The sequence below is a fragment of the Endozoicomonas sp. SESOKO1 genome, assembly GCF_024606265.1.
In the GTDB taxonomy this organism is placed as follows: domain Bacteria; phylum Pseudomonadota; class Gammaproteobacteria; order Pseudomonadales; family Endozoicomonadaceae; genus Endozoicomonas.
The window spans coordinates 1-24,125 of sequence record NZ_JAHHPP010000400.1 but is presented as its reverse complement, the minus strand read 5'-3'; the positions used below and the strand labels follow the sequence as shown (position 1 = coordinate 24,125).

The following is a 24,125-nucleotide window of genomic DNA, read 5'->3' as shown; positions in this document are numbered from 1 at the left end:
GATATATGTCGTTAACACCCAGTGGCAAGGAACGCCGCTCGATTAAGCGTCATCAGTTGCAGGATTATCTGAAAATTTATAATCGCAACACGATGAGGGTTATGGGGAGTATCGGGAACATCAGTTGTAATGGTTTAATGCTGATCAGTTCTGTCCCTGTGTTGATTGGTGCTGTTTATAATATGCGAATTATTCTTCCCGATGATGAGATGGGAGAGCGTTATCTGGATTTTGATGCCCGGTGCCACTGGTGCAAGCCTGATGTTGGACCTGAATATTTTGATTCTGGCTACAGTATTGTCAATGCGGGTCATGATATTATTGATCTGATTGAAACATTGAAAAGTTATTTTACCTTTGGCGAAGTCGCAGACTGACGTTTTCAGGTAGAATTTTACGTTACCGATCGATTGCTGTCCCAGGTCGCTATGTCAGCTGATTACGTTGTTCCTGCACAAGTTATAACGGTTGAAACCGAAGTCAAAAAAAGCCGATTTATTACCTGTCTTTCTCCGGCTCACTCCCGTAAGGAAGCCCTGGCTTTTGTTGAAGAAAAGCGTATCGAATACCCGGATGCCACTCATCACTGTTCAGCCTTTGTTGCAGGTGCACCGGATGGCGGTGCTGTGGTTGGGTTTGATGACGACGGTGAGCCTTCAGGTACCGCAGGCCGTCCAATGTTGAATGTATTGCAGCATAAGCGTATTGGCGATGTTGTGGCTGTGGTGGTGCGCTACTTTGGTGGCGTGAAACTGGGGGCTGGTGGCCTGGTCAGGGCTTACAGTGCGTCTGTTCAGCAAGCCTGTGAAGCATTGCCTCTTGAGCAGCGGGTTGCATTAAAAGAGGGGATACTTGTCTGCGAGTATGCCCATGAGCAGATGGTTCGCCACCACCTTGACCAGTTTCAGGCAAGTCTTGAGCAGTGTGACTATGGCCAGTCAGTCAAGATGACGATCTTAATGCCAGAAACCGGAAAAGAGCACCTTGCCCGGCATTTACACGATGTCAGCCGGGGGCAGATTATCATTCAGTGGCAGGATGATCCCTGAATATTTTTAGTTCCATGAATGTGTCCTTAATCATGGTTATCAAACTCAATGGCATCTTCGAAGACCCAGTACTTCTGCTCCTGCAGAAGTTTGTTGTCGTTCATGGCCATAAATAATCCGGTGCCAAGGGGATGCATGGTGCTTTCGCCCATGTATTGCCACTGGATTTTCTGCCCTGCAATCTCCTGCAGACACAGCGGGTAATTTCCCTTGAAAGCCGGGGTAAAAGTGCCGTGGCGCTTATCTCCTTTTTTCATTGTCTTCTCTCCTCTTCTCAAGCTTGATATCGGCCACGTTATTGCTCACCAAGAGTGTTTTTTTAAAAGACAATCTTATTTTACCGAGCTGGCAGGCTGGCTTCTTTAAACTGAGCCAACGATACTGTAGTGTTTCAGAACTGAATGGTTGGCAGTGAAAAGCATTGAAGGGGGTGAAATGCAGTCTTTTTATTTCCATGATTATGAAACTTTCGGTACCGACCCTGCGCTAGACTGGCCAGCTCAGTTTGCGGGTGTCCGGACTGATGCCGAGTTGAATGAGATAAGTGAACCGCTGAGTATTTTCTGTAAGTTACCGGAAGATCATCTACCTAACCCTATGGCCTGTCTGGTAACCGGTTTGACTCCACAAAAGGTGAACGAGCAGGGAGTAATGGAACCAGAATTTATTCGCCGCATTCATACTGAGTTCATGGTGCCAGGTACCTGTGCTCTGGGGTACAACACCATCCGCTTTGATGATGAGGTAACCCGGAACATTCTCTACCGTAATTTTTATGATCCCTATGCACGGGAGTGGCAGAATGGTAACAGTCGCTGGGATTTAATTGACCTGGTTAGATTGACTGCGGCTTTGAGACCTGAAGGTATTGAATGGCCATTGCGTGAGGATGGTTGCAAAAGCTTCAGGCTGGAGGAGATTACGGCTGCCAATAGTCTGGATCATGGTGCTGCGCATGATGCTCTATCGGATGTCCGTGCCACTATTGCGCTGGCAAGGTTGATTCGGCAGCGGCAGCCGAGGGTGTTCCAGTTCTACTTGTCCCATCGTGGTAAACGAGAGGTTGCCGGGTTGTTAAATCTGGTCACTCAGCAGATGGTCGTGCATGTGTCCGGAATGTTTGGTGCACAGCGAAATAACCTGGCCGTTGTGATGCCTCTGATTGACCATCCGGTAAACCGCAATGGTGTGGTCGTTTATGATCTGTCGGTTGATCCGGCCCCCTTATTGGATTTACCGGTGGAAGAAATCAGACGAAGACTGTTTACGCCTACTGATCAATTAGGCGACGGAGAAGAACGAATTCCGTTAAAGACCATTCATATCAATAAATGCCCTGCGGTTGCTCCACTGGGTGTTCTGAAGACCGAAGACCAGGATCGTCTTGAATTGGACCTTGCCAGGTGTGAAGCACACCGCAGCCGGTTGATGGCTGACAACAGTCTGGCAGCAAAGCTCAGAGCGGTGTTTTCAGAGTCTCTGACCATGAAGCACACGGATCCTGATCAGATGATTTATTCGGGTGGTTTTTTCTCACCGGCAGACAAGAATGAAATGAGCCGGATTGTTTCAGCCAATCCTGCACAGTTGTCTGAACTTGGTCTCTCGTTTTCCGATAAGCGACTGGAAGAAATGCTCTTTCGTTATCGTGGCCGGCACTATTTTGAAACTATGGATAATGAAGACCGGGGGCTTTGGAGGCAATATTGCCGGGATCGATTGTCGGGGGAGTTGCATCCGGAAAATAATCAACTATTAACGCTTGATCATTTCTGGAAAGAATTGAGAGAGGCTCAGGCAATTGCTGGGGATGATTTGGAAAAGCAACATATACTTGCACAACTGTCAGATTATGTACAGGAGCTTGAGAAGATTCCAACCAATTAGGATTTTTATTAATCAGCTATTAACTGGTAATCGGCTAAAGGCTGTTTGCGAAGAAGCACAGTCATCCCGATAAAGCCGCCTGTCAGCACACAGGGTTTTATGTGCTTAAGCTTGTTGGAATGACTGTTTGACGACCAGGTTCAGCCGTTCTGCCAGTCGGCCATAGATGGTAGGTTTTTCAATATAATCGACAGCGCCCGCTTTAATAGCTGCAACGGCACTGGTTACATCATTGTGATGTCCAAGGATGATAACCGGAACCTGATGGTTGCCACTGGCCAGATCCTGCATCAGGTTCAAAGCCTGGCCGTGAGGCTGGTCATTTGCTGCAATGATACAGGATGGTTGATCGGCTTTCAGTGCATTTAACAGTTCAAAATGTGAACTGAAGCAGATAAGTTTCAGGGATTTTTCATGGCACAGGCTGCGAATAGCCTCGGTAGCGCCGGAATCCTGTTCCAATAAATAGACTGAGCAGTGGGTTGCGAGATTCATAACGGCAGCCTTGCAGTAATAAGAAACCTGTCGTTTGCAATGAGCGTTGCAATGAAACAGCTGTAAGCAAAAAGCTACTGCTTATCGATAACTTACGGATATGCTTTGCCTGTATATTAAGCATACAAGTGGTTCCGTCGTTAACAGCAGCTCAAGAAGCAACCTTTAAAATATGAAACACATTCTGATCAAATTAAACCGAAATGGTTTAGAAAATATTTCACCGTTTCTTCTTGCCATTGTCTAATGGTACTGGATCAGTTTAGGTTTAGCTGGCTTAATCCTGAATGGAGGGATGTACTTGACGTTATTCGGCTAGTACCTAAGCATCTGGCTGATCGTTCGTTTAATTATTGTATTATTCGTTTAGATCATTTTTTTAAAATTAAATGGAATTATAATGGGTCGTTATTTGGTCAATCCCGTAACAACTTTGGGATAATTCCAGTTTAAAAGTGAGAAAATTGATTTTATTCCATTAGCCAAGGGGTTAGCTACTTATATTAGAGTTTTAAACTGGCTGTTTAAATAACCAGATATGGTAAATAGATGTGACTTAAGCCGAAGTAGCTCCGTAGCCTCGGATGACGAGGTGTACGGAGCAGGCAGGAGCGGCTTAGATTTTGAAGTTAAATTCGCCGTCCAGATGATCTTTCACCTGCATGACCTGACGTACCAGGTGTGCAAGGGACTTGGTGCCCATCTTTTCCATCACACGGGATCGATGGATTTCCACAGTGCGCTGACTCAGGTTGATGTCAGCAGCGATAACCTTATTGGCTTTACCCTCAACGACATGGTGGAGTACTTCACGCTCACGGTCAGTAAGGGTTGACAGTCGGCGGAGGATTTCCTTGTGCTCCAGCAGCTCTTTTCTCTGTTGCGTGTCCAGTTTCAGGGCATCATTGATCAGATCCAACAGTTCCTGATCGCGGAAAGGCTTCTGAATAAAGTTCATTGCCCCATCTTTGATGGCCTGGACCGCCATGGGCACATCACCATGACCGGTGATGAAGATGATGGGAAGAATGCAATGCATTTCATTGAGCTTGCTCTGGAGTTCAAGCCCGCTCATGCCGGGCATACGGATATCCAGTACAATACAGCCAGGCCGGTTTTCATCGTAAACTTCAAGGAACTCAGCAGGTGAAGAAAAGGCTTCTACAGTCTGACCTACTGACTTCATCAGCATTTTCAGCGAGTCACGGACAGCCTCGTCATCATCGATGATAAATACGGTTGGTTCTTGCTTCATGTCCTGTTGCTGCATAATGACTCCACTGTGAGAAATTTGCCGTATAATTTGGTGTTTTTGCCATGAGGCTGGAAAGAGGTGATGCGGGAAAGCCATTATTAACGCTCTTTGAGCATCAACTGCGTTGCCCGGGGCCACACAGATTGAAAAAGATTGCTTAAGGGCCGTGGAATTCGCTCTGTATTTTAGCAAAGATTTTAGCAGAGTATGATGCTGCTGCGTTATCAGGTAAACAAAAAAACAACTCCGGCTTACACTGGAACTCTTTGTGAAGATCAATGGTTTTTTCTCGCAGTTTATGCAGAGTAATACTTCACACAGCATCAATTTCTTCTGATTTTGTCCAGTACTCCCGCAGACTGCGTAAACCTATAAGTTATGTAACGCATATAAACATAAACCTGAGTGGTATGCATTATATTAGATGATATTTCCTGTGTTGTTATCAGGGATAATACAGTCGGTGTTGTGGTTTTGTTCGTAAGCGGGATTGTTTGTGGAGAAGGGCTGAATGAAAAAGGCCTGTACTTCTACAGGCCTTCCATCTTCGATCAGTGCACTGTTAAATCATCAGTGAGCTGAGTGGCTCAGATTCAGCGGCGCAATCATGTTTTCCGGTTTCAGGATCTCTTTCAGTTGCTCTTCGGTCAGCAGGCCTTCTTCCAGCACCAGGTCAACTACACGACGGCCGCTCTTCAGGGCAGTCTTGGCGATGCGGCTGGAGTTTTCATAGCCAAGGTACGGGTTCAGTGCAGTAACCAGGCCAACACTGTTGTCTACATAGCTCTGGCACACGTCACGGTTGGCGGTGATGCCCTTGATGCACTTCTCGGTCAGCATCTTCATGCCGGCAGCCAGCTGCTGGATGGACTCAAGAATCTTGTAAACCAATACTGGCTCAGCGTAGTTCAGCTGCAGCTGCGCGGCCTCAGAAGCAAGAGTGACGACCATGTCGTTACCAATGATGTGGAAAGCGATCTGGTTCATGGCTTCCGGGATAACCGGGTTGACTTTGCCGGGCATGATAGACGAACCAGGCTGCATTTCTGGCAGGTTGATCTCATTGAACCCACATAGCGGGCCACTGGATAGCAGACGCAGGTCGTTGCTGATTTTGGACAGCTTGACCGCCAGGCGTTTCAGGGCGCTGGAGAAAATAACGAATGCGCCCATGTCGGAAGTGGCTTCCACCAGGTCGCCAGCCAGAATCATTTCCTGACCAGAGATTTCACTCAGGTATTTGATGGCCAGCGGCGCATAACGGCTGTCAGCAGTGATGCCGGTACCAATCGCCGTACCACCCAGATTCACTTCGCGCAGCAGCGCAGCCATTTCACCGATACGCTGAATGTCTTCACCGATGGTGGTACTGAAGGCACGGAATTCCTGACCCAGGGTCATAGGAACTGCGTCCTGTAACTGGGTACGCCCCATCTTCAGAATGTCCTTGAACTCGTTGGCTTTTACGTCCAGGGCATTTTTCAGGGTCTTGATGGCTACCAGCAGTGTCTTGTGCTTGAGCACCATGGCCAGACGCATCGCTGTAGGGTATACGTCGTTGGTAGACTGTGCCATGTTGACATGGGTGTTCGGGTGCAGGTACTGGTATTCACCACGACGGTGGCCCATCAGCTCCAGGGCACGGTTACAGATGACTTCGTTGGCATTCATGTTGGTGGAGGTACCAGCACCACCCTGAATCATGTCAACAACAAACTGGTCGTGCAGACGGCCTTCGATGATTTCATCACAGGCATCAGCAATTGCTTCCGCTTTCTGCTCGTCCAGCATGCCCAGATCGCGGTTCGCCAGTGCGCATGCTTTTTTTACCATGGCCAGGGCCCGTGGCAGATTGGCATAGTGATTCAGCTGAACGCCACTGATCTGAAAGTTTTCAATGGCACGCTGGGTCTGGATGCCATAGTAAACATTATCCGGAACTGGAGCTTCACCCAGCAGGTCGTGTTCAATTCGGTATTGGGTAAGGTCTGTCATTTTCTTGGCCTAAGGTAGCGCCTTATTTGCGCACTGGAGGAAAATCATTGGCCTGCGTGAGATAAGCCTGTTTAGCTTGGTAAAAGCAGGCTGGCTCGGCTAGTCTGTGCCTGTCAATAATTATCAGCAATAAGTGGTACTACCTAACTCAAAAAAAGTTATCAAAAATATAGTAAAGGAATGACCTGTATCAATTCTGATCAGCTTTCGCAGATATCACGGATTGATTTAAGGCAAAGCATTATATTTCTGGTTTCTGGTACTTAAGTTGGTCCAACCGTTTCCCTGCGCTGTGGCGCAAGGGAGGTCGGTGGATATTTGCAGGGTATTAGGGAGTATTACGGTATTTTTCTGGAATGATCATCGGTAGCTTCTCAGGCAGGAGGCCCGTTATGTGCAAGGCAGGATGGTACCTGCCGATATGCCGGTCAATATCGGGCGGCCTCCCGGTTGTGGTATTGAGCCGGTCCATATCACCTTTAACGACTTCGCTTCGCATGCCGTTCGCGGTTTTCCAGTTTTTCCCGTTCACTTTTTCTGATCATCACATAAAGCGCTCCAGAGCCGCCATGGACTTTCAGTGCACTGTGAAAGGCCAGCACCGCTTCCATCTGGGGTAGCCAGGTGTACAGATAACTTTTCAGCATGGCAGGAGGGTTGCTTTTCTCACCACACCCATGGGCTATCAATACGGTACGTAGCTCATGCTCCCGGCAATCATTGATAAACTGGAAAACGTGTTCCCGTGCTTCCCGGGCTGTTTTGTGGTGGAGGTCAAGACGTGCTTCAATGTCATATTTGCCCAGACGGAGTTTCTTGAAGACGCCTTCCTGCACACCATCCCGCTTCCAGACCAGAAAGTCATGGGGTTTGACCATCTTCGGATTAAGCAGGGAAAGAAAATTCGGGTCGGTAAAGGTATCTTCCGCAGCCGCCTTGCGAATCTCCTGGCCTGGCGTGACCCGCTGGACTTTTTGGATATCAGCCGTTGCTTTCTTTTTTAACGGGTTCACCCCTTTCATCTCTTTCAGAAAAGCAGAAATGTCATCATTGTCTGTTGAGTTGCTCATAGCTGGATAACTGGCTAAATGGACGGAGATAATAGCAGTTTTCACTGCTTTTTTGATGAACGTATTGTATTTATCAACTGCTTATATCGATGGTAAATAGCCTGTCAGTAACCATTCGATTCCAGGTCAGCTTTCATTGGCAGGTCATTGGCAGGTCACTGACCCTGGCAACGCTGGTTTCTATCTGACCATCCGGTAAAAGATCAAGCACACGAAAGCCCGGCTGCTTTGTATCAGCCTGAAAATCATCCGACTCTGGGACAAACTGAACACAGGTCGAAGGGGTTGCCATTACGGGAAGGTCGCAGAATTGATACTTTCTGGCCTGGTGTACATGGCCGTGAATGATACCCCGGACATTGTCGTGAGGTGTGATGACCCGGGCAAGATCATCCGGGTTTTTCAACATGATCCGGTCCATCCATCGACTATTAATGGGGGCCGGGTGATGATGGAGAGCCAGAAGTGTATGTTTGTCCGGATCCTTTTTTAAACAGGTGTCCAGCAGTTTCAGCTCGGTCTCACTGAGATATCCGTGTGTTTCACCCTCGACCTGCGAGTTCAACAGGACTATTTGCCAGTTACCCAGAATAATCTGCTTTTGCATCGCCGATGGGTTTACAGCCTCCATAAGATGTGGCTGATCATGATTGCCCTGCAACCAATAGCTGGGAGCATGGATTTTTAACAGTTTTTCTTTCAGCCGGTGATAGGAGGCTTCACTGTCATCCTGGGTCAGGTCTCCGGTTACCAGTAGGCAATCAGGTTCCTGGTAGTCGTTCTGTATTTTTGCCAGTACCTCATCCAGGGTCTCAGAGGTATTAACCCCCATCAGTGCTGAACCGGAATCAGCAAAGAGGTGCGGGTCTGAAATTTGCACGACTCGAATTCTGGTGGTATTCATAATTTGTGTTTCAGACGATCAATACGAAATCGGGATGACAGTCGTTTATCCTGTTTTTTCGGTATAGGTTTGACAGGCCGGTAATGCGTAATCAAGCCACTGGGCCAGAAACTGATTATGCTGCTCTTTTTCATCAGGCTGATGCATTTTTCTATTGGGATAATTGTATCGTGGCTGGAGTATCTGGCTTGTTTTTCGAGAGACAATTTCGGCCATTCTGACATCGTGGTAAAGGCGTACTTCGGCTTCCGGCATTTTGAATAATCGTCCCCAATCGGCTTCCATCTGCAACTTTAGCAGAGTAGTAAATGGAGACCGTTCCATAACATCAATGACCAGCCATTCCTTACCATTATTAAGACTGTTTCTGTGTTTAACTGGCAGGGTAAAGTGCGCCCTCTCTGATAACTCAGGCAGCAGGCGGGTCAGGCGCAGATAGTTCCTTTCACAAAGCTGTTGCAGGCGGATCAGATTAACCCGATAGTCGGGTTTCAGGAAATGTATCTTCATAACATCCATTATAGCGTTCTCCTCCCTTCAACCTAAAGAAGCAATATCCAAAGAGGAATTCGTCATACTACTGCATTTTTTGCGTAAATTAGTGTAGATTTCATTGATCTGAGTTTGATACAGCGTTTTTATCCCCAACCAGGGACCAGTCTGGCAACCGTTGACCGGTGAAGCATGACTGGCAAACTTTCCAAGGATCACAAGATTATGTCACGAAATAGTCGTAGAGGGTTTCTGCTGGCCGCTCTGGCGGGCGCCGTGTTGAATGTACAGGCTGCACCAACTCAGTACAACCTGCTTGATGTCTACAATATGGCGCTGAAGAACGATGCCCAGCTGGCGGCTTCACGGGCATCCATGAAAGCGACCCAGGAGACTGTTAATCAGAGCCGTGCCACATTGCTGCCAACGCTTGGGCTGTCAGCCAATACGCAATACAACAAAGTGGCTCGTGATTACGTAAGCGGTGGGGACAATAAAGATAATTACAACTCACACGGTTGGGGAGCAACCCTGAGTCAACCCCTGTTCAATATGAACAGCTGGTTTACCTATGAGCAGGCCAAGTCTCTCGGTGATCAGGCATCTGTCGTATTTGCCAATGCCCAGCAGCAGTTGATCCTGCGTGTGGCCGAGTCTTATTTTAATGTGCTCAGATCGGAAGATAGCCTGATGACGGCCAAGGCCCAGGAAAGAGCATTGAAGCAGCAAATGGACCAGGCCCAGGAACGTTACAATGTTGGCCTGATTGCCGAAACCGATGTCCTGGATGCCCGGGCAGCCTATGACAATGCCCGTGTTGCCCGTATTCAGGCAGAGAACCAAGTATTTATCAGCTATGAACAGCTGCGTACCATTGTAAACCAGGATGTAACCGATATTGCCCACCTGGAAAAGGCGATGCCGGTGGTTGCCCCAACACCTGAGAACCCTGAAGAGTGGGTGAATACGGCACTGGCCAATAATCTGGGGTTGAAAGCTACCCGGGAAGGATTAACGGCTTCCGAGTCCAAAGTAAAAGCCAGCAAGTCCGGTTATGCTCCAACGGTTAATGCATTTGCCAGCTATAACTACAGTTCCAGCAATTCAGAGAACTCCAGGGGATCAGTTAATGGCTTGACATATTCCGGTGATGGAAACCAGACAGTAGTTGGTGTTCAGGTTGACCTACCGATCTTCTCGGGTGGTTCCACTACAGCGGTTACCCGGCAGGCGGGCTATCAACTGGAAGAAGCCCAGAAAAATTACGACCAGCAACTTCGTGACACCAATGCCAATACCCGTAGCCTGCTGAGAACCGCGACTTCTGACGTGGACCGGGTTCATGCCAGCTGTCAGGTGATCCTGTCGTCAGAAAGTGCACTGAAAGCGACTCAGAGTGGCTATGAGGTAGGTACCCGCAGTATTACTGATGTTCTGGACGCTCAGCAGCAACTCTACTCTTCCATCAGTAACTATCAGAACACCCGTTATGACTTTATTGTCAATACGCTGAAGCTTAAGCAGGTTGCCGGTACGCTCAGCCCGGTGGATCTGGAAGCGCTGAACCAGTGGATGACGAATGCCAGTGACGAGCTGTCTGTACCGGATGAGTGCCGTGGTTAATTAATCGTGATGATTCGTAAAAATGGCACCTGATGGTGCCATTTTTATTGGTGTGGAGAGAATAAGCATGGCCGCTGATGTTGAATCTACTCTTCTATACTGAGTGAATACCGACTATGGATGATGATGTTATGGATGAGCATATCAAGAACTGTGAAACCCGTATGAAAACGTATGTGGACGATGGGTGCTCTCTGGCGGAAGCCTTTCTGAAGACCTTTGCCTATGAAGACCTGGAAGAACAGCAAAGGGTTATGAATCGGATTCTTGGCAAATTGTCCATCCAGGGGCTGCAATCCGGAAACGATTATTACTTTGTGGATGGCAGCCGTTTGAATATTGACCCTGCGGTGGATTCAATGCTGGCCACCAAGTCTTCCAACACAAACTTCCGCCCCGGACTGTAGAAATTTTTATTGGCTGGATGGCAGAAACTGGTCAACCAGCATCAATGTCTTTTGCAGAGCTCCCCTATTTTCACGAACAAACTCCCCGGCACGCTGGCTCATGCTTTCATACTCATCTTTATCCTGCACTAATCGGATGGTACACCGGGCGAGCGCTTTGCTATCGTTGACAATTTTCAAACCGCCAGCCTGAATCAGGGATTCGCTGATCTCTTCAAAATTAAACACATGGGGCCCGGATAAAACCGGCAACTTTAATGCGGCTGGTTCCAGCATATTATGCCCACCCGTTGGTACCAGGCTGCCACCCACAAAGGCTATGTCTGATGCAGCGAACAGTTTCATCATTTCGCCCATGGTGTCCCCGAGAATAACCCTGGTCGCATGAGAGGGCCGGGTTCCCTGGCTATGACGGACCACAGAGAGCTGGTTGTCCAGGATCAGCTGGTGGACACGGTCAAATCGCTCAGGGTGTCTGGGTACTATCAGTAATCGTACCTCCGGTGACTCAGCCAGAATGGTCTGGAACGCATCCAGTACCTGCTGATCCTCACCTTCATGGGTGCTGGCGGCCACCAGAATACGAATGTCGCTGCCCATACCCTGTTGCCACTTCTGTCGAAGTGCCTGACCTGCGGTTATGATTTCCGGGGAGACATCCAGATCAAACTTGATACTGCCAGTAACGCTGAGCTGTTGTCTGGGCAGGCCAAGCTCCAGAAATCGCCGACCCGTCTCATGGTTCTGGGCGGCAACCATATTGATCTCTTTGAGCATGGGCCGGGTGAGAAAGCTGAAACGCCCGTATCCTCTTGCCGAGCGTTCAGAGAGCCGGGCATTGGTAATCAGCACGGGAATTGAACGTTTATGGCAGGCTGCGATTGTGTTGGGCCACAGTTCAGTATCAATGACGATGGCCATGACCGGTTGTACCTTGTCCAGAAATCGCCTGACAGCACCGGGAAGGTCATAACTTGCATAGACATGGTCCACGCTGTCACCATGAATTTTGCCAACCTGGGCTGAGCCGGTCGGTGTCATGGTGGTAATTAATACTCCATGGGTTGGGTAGTTCTTCTGCAGTTCCTTTACCAGTGGGCCGCTGGCAATGGTTTCTCCCATGGATACCGAGTGTACCCAGATAATGGGCTTATCTGAGGTGGGAACGCTGAAGAAGCCAAATCGTTCACTCTTTCTCTGCCAGTACTCTGGCGCCTTTCTGGAACGCAGGTAGAGGCGAACCATGGCCAGGGGGGATATCAGGTATAACAGTAGCGAATAAATGAAACGACTCATGAGATAACACAGATTAAAAAGTATATGGAGTTGAATATTAACAAAATCCCTGCCTGCCTTCCTGAGAGTTGCGAGAAGATACGAGCGGGATACCCGGTGAAGACAGCATTTAAGTCATGACCCATGCCCGGAGGATAAATGCCCACTTAATTCAAATACCCATTCTTTCCTCTTCCTGTGGATAATTTGAAGGTTCCACGGTTTATCACCTTTAAGGTCACTGAGATCAATTTTGGAGGTATCAATACCCTCTATGGATTCACCTCTGGATAGATCATACAGCTGTTTATCATCCAGAATATACGCTTTCATTGCCAGGGAGTAAGCTTTCCGGCCGGAATCGTAGGATGGGATGGTTATCATGGTTTTTTTTACCGGCGACCAGATCTGCATTACGTTGGGGTTAATCTCATTGGTTGTGGTTGTTTCGCTGCCAGCTTCATTTCCCGACAGGCTATTGGGACTCATATGGGTCTGGAAGGAACTGCTTCGTGTCACTGTCCTGGTAAACACCGATGAAAAGCAACCGCTATGTCGCCTGGTTTCCACTTCAGGCTTTTCTGCATTTGGCAGTAAAACAGAAAGGGTGCGGGACATTCTATCTCTGAAACTGCCAGTTCTTGATGTGTGGGTCCTGCGTAAAGGTGGAGCCTGGTCTTTTTCAATACTGGTTGATTCAGAATCCGCAGTAGAACCCGTCCATTGTTGGGATGTTAATCCGGCAGTTGCCCTGGTCTCCATAAATCCACTAACTCATGGTTACATTAAGTACATTTCTATGGACTCCTTAATCTATTAAAAGTTCTTCCATCTGATATTTTTTACCCTTGGGTTTTTCTGACTTTATAATCCGTCCCTGAACTTCCGACAGGCTGGAGTTCCCGTAATGGGCAGCAATTCAATACACACGTTGATGGTACAGGGTACAACCAGTGACGCTGGAAAAAGTGCTTTGGTCGCAGGACTTTGCCGGGTATTCAGACGTCATGATATCTCGGTAGCACCGTTCAAGCCCCAGAATATGGCACTGAACAGCGCAGTGACCCGGGAGGGTGGTGAGATTGGCCGGGCCCAGGCGCTTCAGGCGGCGGCAGCAGGACTTGAGCCGCATACGGACATGAATCCCGTGTTGCTGAAACCGAACAGTGATATCGGCGCCCAGGTGATTGTCCATGGCCTGGCGGTGGGTGAAATGAATGCCGCTGAGTATCATGCCTATAAGCCTGAAGTCATGGCCGCCATTTTGCGTTCCTGGAATCGACTGCAAAGTCATTATCAAACCGTGCTGGTGGAGGGCGCTGGCAGTCCGGCGGAAATTAATCTGCGTGAAGGCGATGTTGCCAATATGGGCTTTGCTGAAGCCGTGGACTGCCCGGTGATTATCATTGCGGATATTGACAAGGGTGGGGTTTTCGCCCACCTGTACGGTACCCTGGCACTGCTTGCGGAGTCCGAACAGGCGCGGGTGAAAGGGTTTGTGATTAACCGCTTCCGGGGTGACGTAAAACTGCTCGAACCCGGGCTTCAGTGGCTGGAAGAAAAGACCGGCAAGCCGGTGCTGGGGGTTTTACCCTATCTTCATGGTTTACACCTTGAGGCGGAAGATGCCGTTATTGCCCATCAACATGTTGAAGATCACAAAAACGTATTGAAAGTGGCTGTGCCGATTCTGACCCGCACCAGCAATCACACCGACTTCGACCCTCTGCGCCTGCATCCTGACGTGGATATGCACTTTGTCGGCAAAGGGCAGTCCATTGCCGACTGTGATCTGGTCATTATTCCGGGGACCAAAAATACCCGCACCGATCTTGCCTTTCTCAAGGACAACGGCTGGGATCAGGATATCCTCAGGCACCTTCGCTACGGTGGCAAATTGATGGGAATCTGCGGCGGTTACCAGATGCTGGGTAAGGCCGTGCATGATCCGGAGGGTATCGAATGTGAAGCCGGAAGCTCAGAGGCGCTGGGGCTGCTGAACCTGGAGACCACCATGATTCGGCAGAAGAGACTCACTCGGGTCAGTGGCACCATGCAGTTGCCAGGTCAGGATCCTGTCCCTGTTACCGGGTATGAAATTCATGCCGGGGTGACCACGGGCGCTGCCCTGGAGCAACCGTTAATCCAACTGGATCAGGAAGTTGATGGGGTAATGTCTGACGATGGTCAGATATTTGGTACCTATCTCCATGGTGTGTTTGAACAGCCTGATGCCTGCACTGCCATTTTGCAATGGGCGGGCTTGCAGGAGAGCGCAGGAATTGATTATTACCGGTTGCGGGAAGAGGGCATTAACCGGATGGCAGATGCCATCGAAGAACATCTCGATATGGGTAAAATCTTTGCACTGTGTAATGTTGAACCCTGAATTCAGGAACCACAAAGTTACAGAGGCTCAAAAAGGCATAAATTAAGCGTAACAAGACTGTCCATGGTTCAAGACTGTCCATGGTTATGGATGTGCCAATCATTCCTCCGTGTCCTTGTGCCTTTGTGGTTCACAGCTAATTAAGGGGCAAAAATAAGAATACGAAATCGACAAGTCCCTAGTGATTTAAAACGAATGTTTGGTTAGTATTGCCAAACTTCGCAAGGGGTACGTCAGTGATTGCTATAAATCACGGCGCTTTTGACCATTCACCGTTGATGAGTCAAAAGAGGGAACAGGGTGAAAAACCCTGACTGTACCCGCAACTGTAATGGAAGAGTTCTTCGCAATTTACGCCACTGGTTAAACCGGGAAGGCTGCCGGGAACGATGATGCCAGAGTCAGGAGACCTGCCTTTGTGAAGCCCTGAAAAATAGCCTGTTTATACAGGCTGGAACCGGGCGGGTAACCTGGCGGCTGGGAACACACCTTCTTATACACTGTGCTTTTTTGCAAAGCCCGGTGGCCGCGCGTGCCGCCCTGAGTATTGATTGTGACTCAGGGACACCATGAAAACACATTCTGTACCCTGCAAAACACTGAAGCACAGGCTGCCCGTGATGCTGGTTATGGCTATGGCATTGGCCAGTGTTGTTGCATCACCTTTCAGTATTGCCCGGGCCAGCGAGTCTGACAGTCTGTATTGTGTGGTGGATATGAGTGACCGTTCTGTCTGTCTGAATACCCGTTCGCCCGGCATCATCAGCCTTTCTCCGGGCACCACTGAACTGTTATTCGCTGCCGGTGCCGGTGATCGTGTTATTGCGGTGGATCAGCACAGCGATTTCCCTGAAGCGGTAAAAAAACTGCCCAATGTAGGTGGCTACCCCAATGTCAATGTTGAAGCCATTGTGGCCATGAAGCCTGACCTGGTGGTGGTCTGGACCGGAGGTAATTCCCCGAAGGTGATTGACCAGCTGGAGTCTCTGGGAATCAGCACCTTTCATATCGATGTGGTGGATTTTACCGGCATTGAGCAGGCTATCCGACGTCTTGGGCAGGTGGCCGGGACAGAAAAAGCAGCGAACCGTGTTGCTGAAGACTTTACCACCCGTTTAAAAACACTGCAGAGCCATTATAGCCAGCGTGAGCCGGTATCGGTGTTCTTTGAAATCTGGCGATCCCCACTGATGACGGTTGGTAATGGTCTGGTTATTAATGATGTCATTTTGTTGTGTGGTGGCCGGAATATCTATGGTGATGTCTCAGAACGTATTTCTAGAATCGGCATCGAATTCCTGATTACCCGTGATCCCCAGGTCATTATTGGTTCTGATCCGAGAGGTGATACTCTGCAAACCCGGAAAGAATTGATGAACTACTGGGGCCAGTGGCAAAACCTGCAGGCGGTAAAGCGCCAACAACTGTTTTCGGTATCCAGTGACCTGATTGCCAGACCAACACCCAGAATTCTGGCAGGGGCAGAGATGATCTGCCAGCAGTTACAAGCGGTACGCTCAGGGACAAGCCATCCCGAATATGCGGCTTCCCAGTCACCAACCTCATGACCAGAGTCCGTTCTGAAAAGGCAGGCTCCTGCAAATTTCAAGACCATTCGCTTACGTTAAGGATGTAAATAAAATGTCGTTTAATCAGCGTTCAATTTTTGTACGCACCGGGCTTTCTGTTGCTGTGGCAATGTCGGTGATGAGTTCTGCTGCCGTGGCAGAAGAAGTTTATAAGCTTGGAGAGGTTGTTGTTACTGCGGCAAGGACTGCCCAGACAGTTGATGAAACGCTGGCTCCTGTGACGGTGATTGATCGGGAGCAGATTGAGAATAGTCAGGCGACATCGGTTACAGAGCTATTAAGTCAAGCTCCAGGGGTGCAGATTGCCAACAATGGAGGGCCTGGTAGTAAGTCTGGAGTGTTTATTCGGGGTACCTCAACGGAACAGACACTGGTTCTCATGGATGGACAAAAACTGAATACTGCACAGGCTGGTTCAGCACCTCTGGAGTATCTAGATCCAGAGCAAATTGAGCGGATTGAAATTGTCAGAGGGCCACGTTCAACAATTTATGGTGCCGATGCTGTTGGTGGAGTCATTAACATAATTACCCGCAAAGGAATTGGTGCTCCAGCGCTAACTCTTAAAGCTGGTGTCGGTAGCCGTGGAACGGGTGAGTATGGCATTAACTTTGGAGGGGAGTCGGAGGGAACCCGTTTTAACCTTGGGGCAAGATTATTTGAGACCGAGGGGTATGACCGGACTGCTACGACAGTTGGTTTTGATGGGGATGATGATGCCTTCAGAAATAAATCAGCATCAGGAAGTTTGTCGCACGATTTTGGCCGCTTCAGTGCAGGTGTGAACTTTTCTCACTCTGAAGGAAAGGCTGAGTACGATGTAAATTATGCACATGGTACTCAGGGAACACCCATCAGCTATTTCGAATTATCAAATGTGAATACCTATGCTGAAATGGAAGTCAGCGATACTTGGGGTAGCCGGATGGAATTGGGCTTCCAGAGGGACCATCGGAATGATATTGGACCAAGCCCAAGCAATGCTAGCAATAAACGCTATTCCATTAACTGGATTAATGATATTGCATGGGCTGAAAACCAGTATTTGATTGCAGGCGTGGATTATGCCAATGATTTTACTGAAACCAGCTACAACTATACTGAGGATGAGCGCTATAACACGGGTGCATTTGCCCAAAACACAACATCCTTTGAAAGCAGTGAACTGCAGGTTGGAGCCAGATACGATAGAAATGAAGCTTATGGGGACAAAACCACAGGAAGTCTGTCTTGGGGGTTTGAACTTCCGCATCAAATGAAGTTGATTGCATCTTATGGAACTGCGTTCCGCGCGCCAACTTTCATGAATTTATACTCAGGAAGTTCTGGCAATCCGGACTTGAAACCTGAGACTGCCCAGAATGCTGAGCTTGAATTGAGGGGGCAGTTAAACAGTGCGAGCAACTGGTCTGTCAACCTATATCAGAACAATATGCAAGACATGATTATTTATTCTGATGGAAAAATGCAGAATGTGGAGCAAGCACGGATTCAAGGTATGGAGTTATCTGTGAGTACGGTTCTAATGGACTGGAATTTGAATGCGAACATCTCTGTTCTTGACCCGGAGAATCGTACGCTGGATAAACAACTGGTCAGAAGAGCTAATCAACTGTTTTCGGTAAATGCAGATAAAGGCTTTGGTCGTTGGACACTTGGAGCAACCTTTAGAGGTCAGGGAGCAGCTTGGGATAGTACTGATAATAAAACGAACAGGCTTCCGGGATTTGGTACGATTGACCTAAGAGCATCTGTCAATTTGACCACTGAGCTGAAAACCCAGTTTAAGATTGTGAATCTTATGGATAAAGAGTATGCCACTGCCAGTGGTTATATTGATGAGCCGCGTGGAGTATTTGCGACGATTGTCTGGTCTCCGGAGCTATAAATATGACCTCGGTCCCACGCTCTGCGTGGGAATGCAGACCGAATTATCAATAAGCTCTGCAGTGTTTGCTAGCTCCCGTATGCATTCCCACGGGGAACCGTGGGAACAAGTGTGCCTCTGCAATAAACAGGTTTGCCATGACCCTAAAATACTCCGGCGATATCCGCGAACTCTGCTACCCGTTTATCTACGAAGACTCCCCCCTGTGCGATTATGAAATTATCACTGATGAACTGTGCGCAACCCTCGGTGGCGTTATCAGTGAGCTGGAAGGGGATGAACGGTTTGTGGACATCTATGATTTTCTGGATCAACTGCAGCCCAGGATTTTCCATATGAATGGTTCAATCCGGGGAAAGCAGGCGATTTTTGAACAGCAGATTCACTGGCTTGCAGGCTACTTTGACCAATACCAGAAAGAGATTGAAGGGCAGTTGCACGGTTTTGTCCTTCCCAGGGGCGGTCGATCCGTACAGTTACTGCACAGTTGTCGTTCACTCTCCAAGAAAGCGGTCAGGGCACTGGTCAAGGTGGATGCTCACGGAATTGAGGTGCCGGATGAATTACATCGGTTTGGCAATCTGCTTTGCAACCTGTTCTTCCGTTTAACCGTGGTGATCAATCGTCGGCTCGGCATCGTAGAACCGGAATACCAGAGCTTGAGCTATAGCCTGAAGCCTCCTTCCAGGAAATAGCAGGAATAAAAAATGCAAAAAATCGGCTTCAACCAGAAGCCGACATTTGTCTTGATCAGGATTCAATATTCCGGTGATCAAATCCCTTGAAGCTGATTTTGTACAGCAGGGAGTAGATCACCGGCAGTACGATCAGTGTCAGCACCGTAGCAAAGCCCAGGCCGAAGATAATGGTCACGGCCATGGATTTGAAAAAGGCATCAAACAGCAGTGGAATCATGCCCAGCATGGTGGTCAGGGCGGCCATACAGACGGGGCGCAGGCGGCTGACCGAAGCGTGGAATATGGCCTCCTGTTCTTCCCGGCCTTCTTCCAGCTCCAGTTTGATCTGTTCCACCAGAACGATACCGTTCTTGATGATCATGCCGGACAGACTCAGCAGGCCCAGCAGTGCCATAAAACTGAACGGTGCATTCAGCGCCAGCAGCCCGGCCACAACACCAATCAGTGCCAGGGGAACCGTACACCAGATAGCTATAGGCTGTCGTATGGTGTTAAACAGGAATACAGTAATCAGAAACATCCCCAGATAGCCCAGCGGTATTGAGGCAAACACCGCACTCTGTGCATTAGAAGACAGTTCATGAGCACCACCCCATTCCAGCTGGTAACCCTCGGGCAGTGGAATGGCTTCGATGTTTGCACGCACCTTGCGCAACACGCTGTCGGCGGTTTCATCACCCAGCAACTGTGGGTCAGCCATCACGGACATCATGCGCTTACGGTCCCGGCGGATGATCAGCGGGTTTTCCCATTCGGTATCAAAACTGGAAATGGCCTGGGTGATGGGCACATAACTGTTGTAGTCAGCACTCCAAACCTGCAGATCGGTAATGCTATCGGCATTCAGGCGTTCGGATTCCGGAGAGCGGACAATCAACGGCATTAACTGGCTGCCTTCACGATAGACGCCAACCTGACGGCCGCTGAAGTTCACCAGCAGAGCGTCGTCCAACGCCTGTTTGGAGATACCGCTGCGGCGGGCACTGGCTTCATCCAGGTGAGGGCGAATCAGGCTGACCTGATTACGCCATCCGTGTCGTATATGCGTGGCCATCGGTTCGTTACGCAGTACATTGATGGCCTGTACCGCCAGAGAACGTAATACTTCCGGGTCCTCGCCATAGAAACGGGCTTCAATTTCTGCGGCGGGTGAAGGGCCATTCTGTAAGTATTTGATCCGATATTCCACATCACCGAAGTCTTCGGTCAGGCGGATTTCCAATGTCGGGATCAGCGGTGTGATGGCTTCCAGATTATCTGTCTCGATAATCAGCTGGCCGAAACTGCTGTATTGCTTTTCCGGCATATAAGGAAGAATAAAACGCTGTGCGCCCTGGCCAATCACCGTTGTGACATTTTTTACGCCGGGGAGAGTCAGCAGTAGTTGCTCAAACTCTGCCACCCTTGTTTCGGTAGCACGGACATCACTGCCCTCCGGCATCCAGAAATCCACAAAGAACATCGGCGTGTTGGATGGCGGGAAAAAGACATTTTTCACCGAACCAAACCCCATCATCGCCAGCACCAGCGCCAGAACCGTCAAGCTGATGGTGATGGGGCGGTGGACCAGAGAGAACCCGAGCAACTGTTTATACAGGGTGAACAGCGCCCCCTGGTAAGGATCTATGGATTCACCCGCCGCCTGTCGGGCAGCCAGCTCGTCCTTCTTGAACAGAATGTTGCAGAAGAAAGGAGTCAGGGTGATGGCTGTGATCCAGCTCAGGAACAGGGAGATCAACAGCACCTGGAACAACGACAGACAGAATTCACCGGTGGCATCATCAGAAAGGCCAATAGGTGCGAATGCCATAATGGCAATGACGGTGGCACCCAGCAATGGCCACTGGTTCTGGCTGACAACCTGTTTGGCGGCCTGCAACCGGGTGAGCCCCCGTTGAAGACCGACCTGAATCCCTTCTGTGACGACAATGGCGTTATCCACCAGCATCCCCAGGGCAATGATCAGCGCTCCCAGGGAAATCAGCTGGAGTTCAATGCCGATCACCTTCATAACAATGAACGTTCCGAGGATGGTCAACAGCAGCACGGCACCCATCAGCAGGCCTGCACGTACGCCCATGGCCAGCAGCAGTACGACAATAACAATGGCAACGGATTCCAGCAGGTTGATCAGGAAACCATTGACGGATTGTGAAACCGTTGCCGGTTGGTCGTATACTTTGGTGAGCTCAATGCCAACCGGTTGCCCGGACTCAAGCTCATCAATGCGCTGACGAATAGCGTCGCCTATATCCACCACGTTAACACCGGAAGCGAAGGAAATGCCCAGTGACAGAGCCTGGCGACCATTGGAGGAATAGAGTGTGTCCGGTGTTTCATCGAAGTCTCGACGAACGGTGGCGATATCGCCGAGTCGAACCAGCTGTGTGCTCCCCGGTGGGCTGATGATCAGCTGTTCCAGTTCATGAATGTCATTGAACTCACCGGTGGGATGAATGCGTATGGAGCGCCCTTCCACCAGCATGTTACCGGCATTGGAGACCACATTCTGATTCTGGATCAGGGCGAATATCCAGGCTGGATCGATACCCAGGTTAGCCAGTTTGGCCTGGGACATCTCAACCACCACCTGCTCCTGACGGGCTCCGGCGATGGAGACTTTCTTGACCCCTTCAACCAGCACCAGCTCACGTTTCAGGTAATCGGCGTAGTTTTCCAGGTCCCTGGAGGTATAGCCTTCCCCGGTAATGTTGAACAGCATGCCATAGACATCGCTGTAGTCGTCCATGACCACCGAGGGGTAGACACCGGGAGGCAGACCATTCTGGCTATCATTGATCTTGCGGCGTAATTCATCCCAGATCTGGGGCAGTTGATCTTTGTCGTATTTTTCTTTCATCTCCACCATGATCTGGGAACGGCCATTGCTGCTGATGGAGTCGATGTGTTTGACATACTCCATCTGCTGAATGGCTTCTTCCAATGGCAGTGTCACTTCTTCTTCTACCTGTTCCGGGGAGGCTCCCGGATAGTGGGTAATGACCATGGCCTGTTTGATGGTGAACTCGGGGAACTCCAGCTGGCCCAGTCCAAAAAACGACATTGCACCGCCAACCAGCAGGATAACCACAAACATCCAGCTGATCACCCGGTGGGATATGGAATATTCGGCAATATTCATGGCTTATAGTCCCCGTTCCCTGCGCAGCGGTTTGACGGTCATGCCGTCATATAGCTGGCTGAGACCTGCGGTAACGATCTGGTCACCGGTATTGAGACCTGACAGAACCTGAACTCCCGCCTCGGTGATACGTCCTGTGGTCACTTCGACAGGGGTAACCTGTCTGGAATTCTGGTCAAAACGCCAAACCACCGTCTTATTGTCCGCGTCGTTTTTAGCTACGGCTGAAATGGGGACCAGAACGTATCCTGGTTGCCCCCGGGTATCGATAACTTGGGCCAGGTCCATCACGACCGTGGCGGTCATGCCGGGAAGAATGTTCATATTAGCCGGTGCAGTTCGGGTGAAAATTACCTCATAACTCTGGGTACCCGGAGTTATTCGTGTGGCGTGCTCTTTATAGCTGACCGGAAACTCTTTGCCAGGTGCGCCAGGGAAGGTAGCAATAGGCTGATAGTCCTGATTGACGGTCTCTTTGTTCACATGGGAGACGATACTTTCCGGTATCTGGATGCTGATATCGAGCCGGTCACTGCTTTGCAGGATGAGTACCGGTTGCTGGGCCTGAACCTGCTGGTGGGTTTCAGCCAGAGTCTGGGCAACCCGGCCACTGAATGGGGCTGTCAATGTCGTATAAGCCAGTTTGTCCCGGCTTAATTTCAGCGCCGCTTCCGCAGATTTCAGTCTGGCACTGGCCGTATCGTAGCTGGATTGCGAAATGACTCTCTTTGTTAACAGGGAGCTGGCACGTTCAAACTCCGCCCTGGCAAGTTCATAATTGGCCTGGCGATCCTGAAGCTCATTGCGGATATCCCGGTCGTCAAGATAAGCCAGTACCTGTCCTTCGGTAACATCATCGCCCTGTTTGACCTCGATCTTGTCGATCTGCCCGGGTATGCGGAAGGATATTTCGGCTTCGTCAGTCGCCGTTACTTTGCCGGGAAAATACCGTAACTGCTGCTGCTGAGGGTCTTTGACCTCAAATAGCTTTACGGGGCGGATGACTTCCTTGTGCCCGGTCTGTTCCTGATCACAGCCGGTCAGCAGGTTGAGTGTCATTAACATCATCACGGCTATGGATGATCGGGATAAAGGAGTGAGTTGCATTCTTATGGAGCTCCTGGCCAAAAATAGGGTAGACGTAACCGGCAGGCATGATTGATGCGTACCGGGTACTTGGAGTAAGTAAACGCTGGCAGGTTTCATTGATCTGTATATATGGACACAACCTGCTCAGCCTGAAGATTGCAGTTTTCAATCATTGCCGGTGAAAACGGTGCTTGCCATCCCCAGCCCTGCAGGTATTTGGCAAGGTTGGAAGTGAGCAGGGTGAATCCATTGCCTTTTTGCAGGGAGGGTTGTTTCAGACCAAACCCGGACATGCTGATCTGGAACAGGCCCTCACCCAGACTCCAGATCCCCATCAAAATATCAGCCAGCGCATCCTTGCGGTTGTTATCCGTTATTGCCGGGTTGTCCTCTATTAACTCAATGATCAGTGCTGCCACCATCTGGCTCATCTCGTGATAGATGCCGTCCAGTACCTGAGCCCGTCCTGTCGATGCCCGCTGCCAGATCTCCGGGGTCATTGCCAGTTGACGCAGAAAGTAGTGATGGGGCTGTCGGGCATAACACAACCAGATCGCCATATTAAGCGTTAACAGACGTTCCATGGCGGGAGCCGGGCTGTTGAGCACCTGATGAAATACAGAAGTAATCGTTCTGGAGATATCGATGGTGCACCCCAGCAACAGATCTTCCTTGCTGGAGAAGTGCGAATATACGGTTCCCATTGAGAACTGGGCTTGTTTGGCAACTTCAGACATTTTCAGGTCCATAAAGCCCTTTTTCCTGAGAATGGTCAGGGTGGACTGAATAATGGAAGCTTCTCTCTGTGTCCGTTTGTCGGATGCTGACATGGCTAATAAACCGTGGTGGAAAGCAGGAGTTAAAGAGATATAATTTCC

General features: G+C 49.5%; 21 protein-coding genes and 1 riboswitch. Of the genes, 9 read left to right on the top strand and 12 right to left on the bottom strand.

What is annotated here, in order from left to right; genetic code table 11:
- Positions 1-5 precede the first annotated feature (5 nt).
- The gene (locus KDK13_RS18295) at positions 6-377 is read left to right on the top strand and encodes a PilZ domain-containing protein (RefSeq protein ID WP_257286437.1); all 372 of its coding nucleotides are present in this window, start codon (positions 6-8) and stop codon (positions 375-377) included.
- Positions 378-428: 51 nt separating this feature from the next.
- Positions 429-1,049, top strand: a complete 621-nt coding sequence (locus KDK13_RS18290) for a YigZ family protein (protein ID WP_257286436.1) — start codon at positions 429-431, stop codon at positions 1,047-1,049.
- Between the two features lie 26 nt (positions 1,050-1,075).
- Here KDK13_RS18290 and KDK13_RS18285 read toward each other — a convergent pair whose 3' ends face one another.
- Positions 1,076-1,306, bottom strand: coding sequence for a hypothetical protein (locus tag KDK13_RS18285; RefSeq protein WP_257286435.1), 231 nt, complete (start codon positions 1,304-1,306; stop codon positions 1,076-1,078).
- Between the two features lie 178 nt (positions 1,307-1,484).
- Between KDK13_RS18285 and sbcB the strand changes: the two genes are divergently transcribed.
- A complete protein-coding gene (sbcB, locus tag KDK13_RS18280) occupies positions 1,485-2,936 on the top strand; it encodes an exodeoxyribonuclease I (RefSeq protein WP_257286434.1) in 1,452 nt (483 codons plus the stop codon).
- A gap of 105 nt (positions 2,937-3,041) precedes the next feature.
- Here sbcB and KDK13_RS18275 read toward each other — a convergent pair whose 3' ends face one another.
- From KDK13_RS18275 to KDK13_RS18250, 6 genes are all read right to left on the bottom strand, one after another.
- Entirely contained in the window at positions 3,042-3,431 is a 390-nt protein-coding gene (locus tag KDK13_RS18275) for a response regulator (protein ID WP_257286433.1), read from the bottom strand.
- A 616-nt stretch (positions 3,432-4,047) separates the two neighbouring features.
- Complete coding sequence (locus tag KDK13_RS18270) at positions 4,048-4,686, bottom strand: response regulator transcription factor (protein WP_257286432.1); 639 nt, start codon at positions 4,684-4,686, stop codon at positions 4,048-4,050.
- Positions 4,687-5,256: 570 nt separating this feature from the next.
- Positions 5,257-6,681 (bottom strand): aspartate ammonia-lyase, encoded by a 1,425-nt coding sequence (gene aspA, locus KDK13_RS18265; RefSeq protein WP_257286431.1) that lies wholly within the window; start codon positions 6,679-6,681, stop codon positions 5,257-5,259.
- A 479-nt stretch (positions 6,682-7,160) separates the two neighbouring features.
- Complete coding sequence (gene smrA / locus KDK13_RS18260) at positions 7,161-7,751, bottom strand: DNA endonuclease SmrA (RefSeq protein ID WP_257286430.1); 591 nt, start codon at positions 7,749-7,751, stop codon at positions 7,161-7,163.
- A 133-nt stretch (positions 7,752-7,884) separates the two neighbouring features.
- Positions 7,885-8,655, bottom strand: coding sequence for a 3',5'-cyclic-AMP phosphodiesterase (gene cpdA / locus KDK13_RS18255; protein ID WP_257286429.1), 771 nt, complete (start codon positions 8,653-8,655; stop codon positions 7,885-7,887).
- Positions 8,656-8,700: 45 nt separating this feature from the next.
- The gene (locus tag KDK13_RS18250; protein WP_257286428.1) at positions 8,701-9,174 is read right to left on the bottom strand and encodes a DUF1249 domain-containing protein; all 474 of its coding nucleotides are present in this window, start codon (positions 9,172-9,174) and stop codon (positions 8,701-8,703) included.
- A gap of 198 nt (positions 9,175-9,372) precedes the next feature.
- Between KDK13_RS18250 and KDK13_RS18245 the strand changes: the two genes are divergently transcribed.
- Both KDK13_RS18245 and KDK13_RS18240 read left to right on the top strand, forming a co-directional pair.
- On the top strand, positions 9,373-10,770 hold the full coding sequence (locus KDK13_RS18245) for a TolC family outer membrane protein (RefSeq protein ID WP_257286427.1): 1,398 nt from the start codon (positions 9,373-9,375) through the stop codon (positions 10,768-10,770).
- A 116-nt stretch (positions 10,771-10,886) separates the two neighbouring features.
- Complete coding sequence (locus KDK13_RS18240) at positions 10,887-11,177, top strand: hypothetical protein (RefSeq protein ID WP_257286426.1); 291 nt, start codon at positions 10,887-10,889, stop codon at positions 11,175-11,177.
- A gap of 6 nt (positions 11,178-11,183) precedes the next feature.
- On the opposite strand, the gene waaA is transcribed toward KDK13_RS18240, so the two are convergent.
- Positions 11,184-12,473, bottom strand: a complete 1,290-nt coding sequence (waaA, locus tag KDK13_RS18235) for a lipid IV(A) 3-deoxy-D-manno-octulosonic acid transferase (protein WP_257286425.1) — start codon at positions 12,471-12,473, stop codon at positions 11,184-11,186.
- Between the two features lie 114 nt (positions 12,474-12,587).
- Entirely contained in the window at positions 12,588-13,214 is a 627-nt protein-coding gene (locus tag KDK13_RS18230) for a hypothetical protein (protein WP_257286424.1), read from the bottom strand.
- A gap of 145 nt (positions 13,215-13,359) precedes the next feature.
- On the opposite strand from KDK13_RS18230, the gene KDK13_RS18225 reads away from it, so the two are divergent.
- The 4 genes from KDK13_RS18225 to KDK13_RS18210 all read left to right on the top strand — a co-directional run bounded on the left by KDK13_RS18225 (position 13,360) and on the right by KDK13_RS18210 (position 19,013).
- Positions 13,360-14,841: a cobyric acid synthase gene (locus KDK13_RS18225; RefSeq protein ID WP_257286423.1), complete on the top strand. Its 1,482-nt coding sequence runs from the start codon at positions 13,360-13,362 to the stop codon at positions 14,839-14,841.
- 236 nt (positions 14,842-15,077) lie between these two features.
- Positions 15,078-15,274, top strand: a riboswitch (cobalamin riboswitch).
- A 136-nt stretch (positions 15,275-15,410) separates the two neighbouring features.
- Positions 15,411-16,409 carry a cobalamin-binding protein gene (locus KDK13_RS18220; RefSeq protein ID WP_257286422.1) on the top strand — a complete coding sequence of 333 codons (999 nt, stop codon included), beginning with the start codon at positions 15,411-15,413 and terminating at the stop codon, positions 16,407-16,409.
- 73 nt (positions 16,410-16,482) lie between these two features.
- Positions 16,483-18,318, top strand: a complete 1,836-nt coding sequence (locus KDK13_RS18215) for a TonB-dependent receptor domain-containing protein (RefSeq protein ID WP_257286421.1) — start codon at positions 16,483-16,485, stop codon at positions 18,316-18,318.
- Between the two features lie 137 nt (positions 18,319-18,455).
- Entirely contained in the window at positions 18,456-19,013 is a 558-nt protein-coding gene (locus tag KDK13_RS18210) for an ATP:cob(I)alamin adenosyltransferase (RefSeq protein WP_257286420.1), read from the top strand.
- A 55-nt stretch (positions 19,014-19,068) separates the two neighbouring features.
- Here KDK13_RS18210 and KDK13_RS18205 read toward each other — a convergent pair whose 3' ends face one another.
- The 3 genes from KDK13_RS18205 to KDK13_RS18195 all read right to left on the bottom strand — a co-directional run.
- Positions 19,069-22,158, bottom strand: coding sequence for an efflux RND transporter permease subunit (locus KDK13_RS18205; protein ID WP_257286419.1), 3,090 nt, complete (start codon positions 22,156-22,158; stop codon positions 19,069-19,071).
- 3 nt (positions 22,159-22,161) lie between these two features.
- Entirely contained in the window at positions 22,162-23,265 is a 1,104-nt protein-coding gene (locus tag KDK13_RS18200; RefSeq protein ID WP_257286418.1) for an efflux RND transporter periplasmic adaptor subunit, read from the bottom strand.
- Between the two features lie 95 nt (positions 23,266-23,360).
- On the bottom strand, positions 23,361-24,125 hold a 765-nt coding region (locus KDK13_RS18195), incomplete at its 5' end, for a TetR/AcrR family transcriptional regulator (protein ID WP_257286417.1).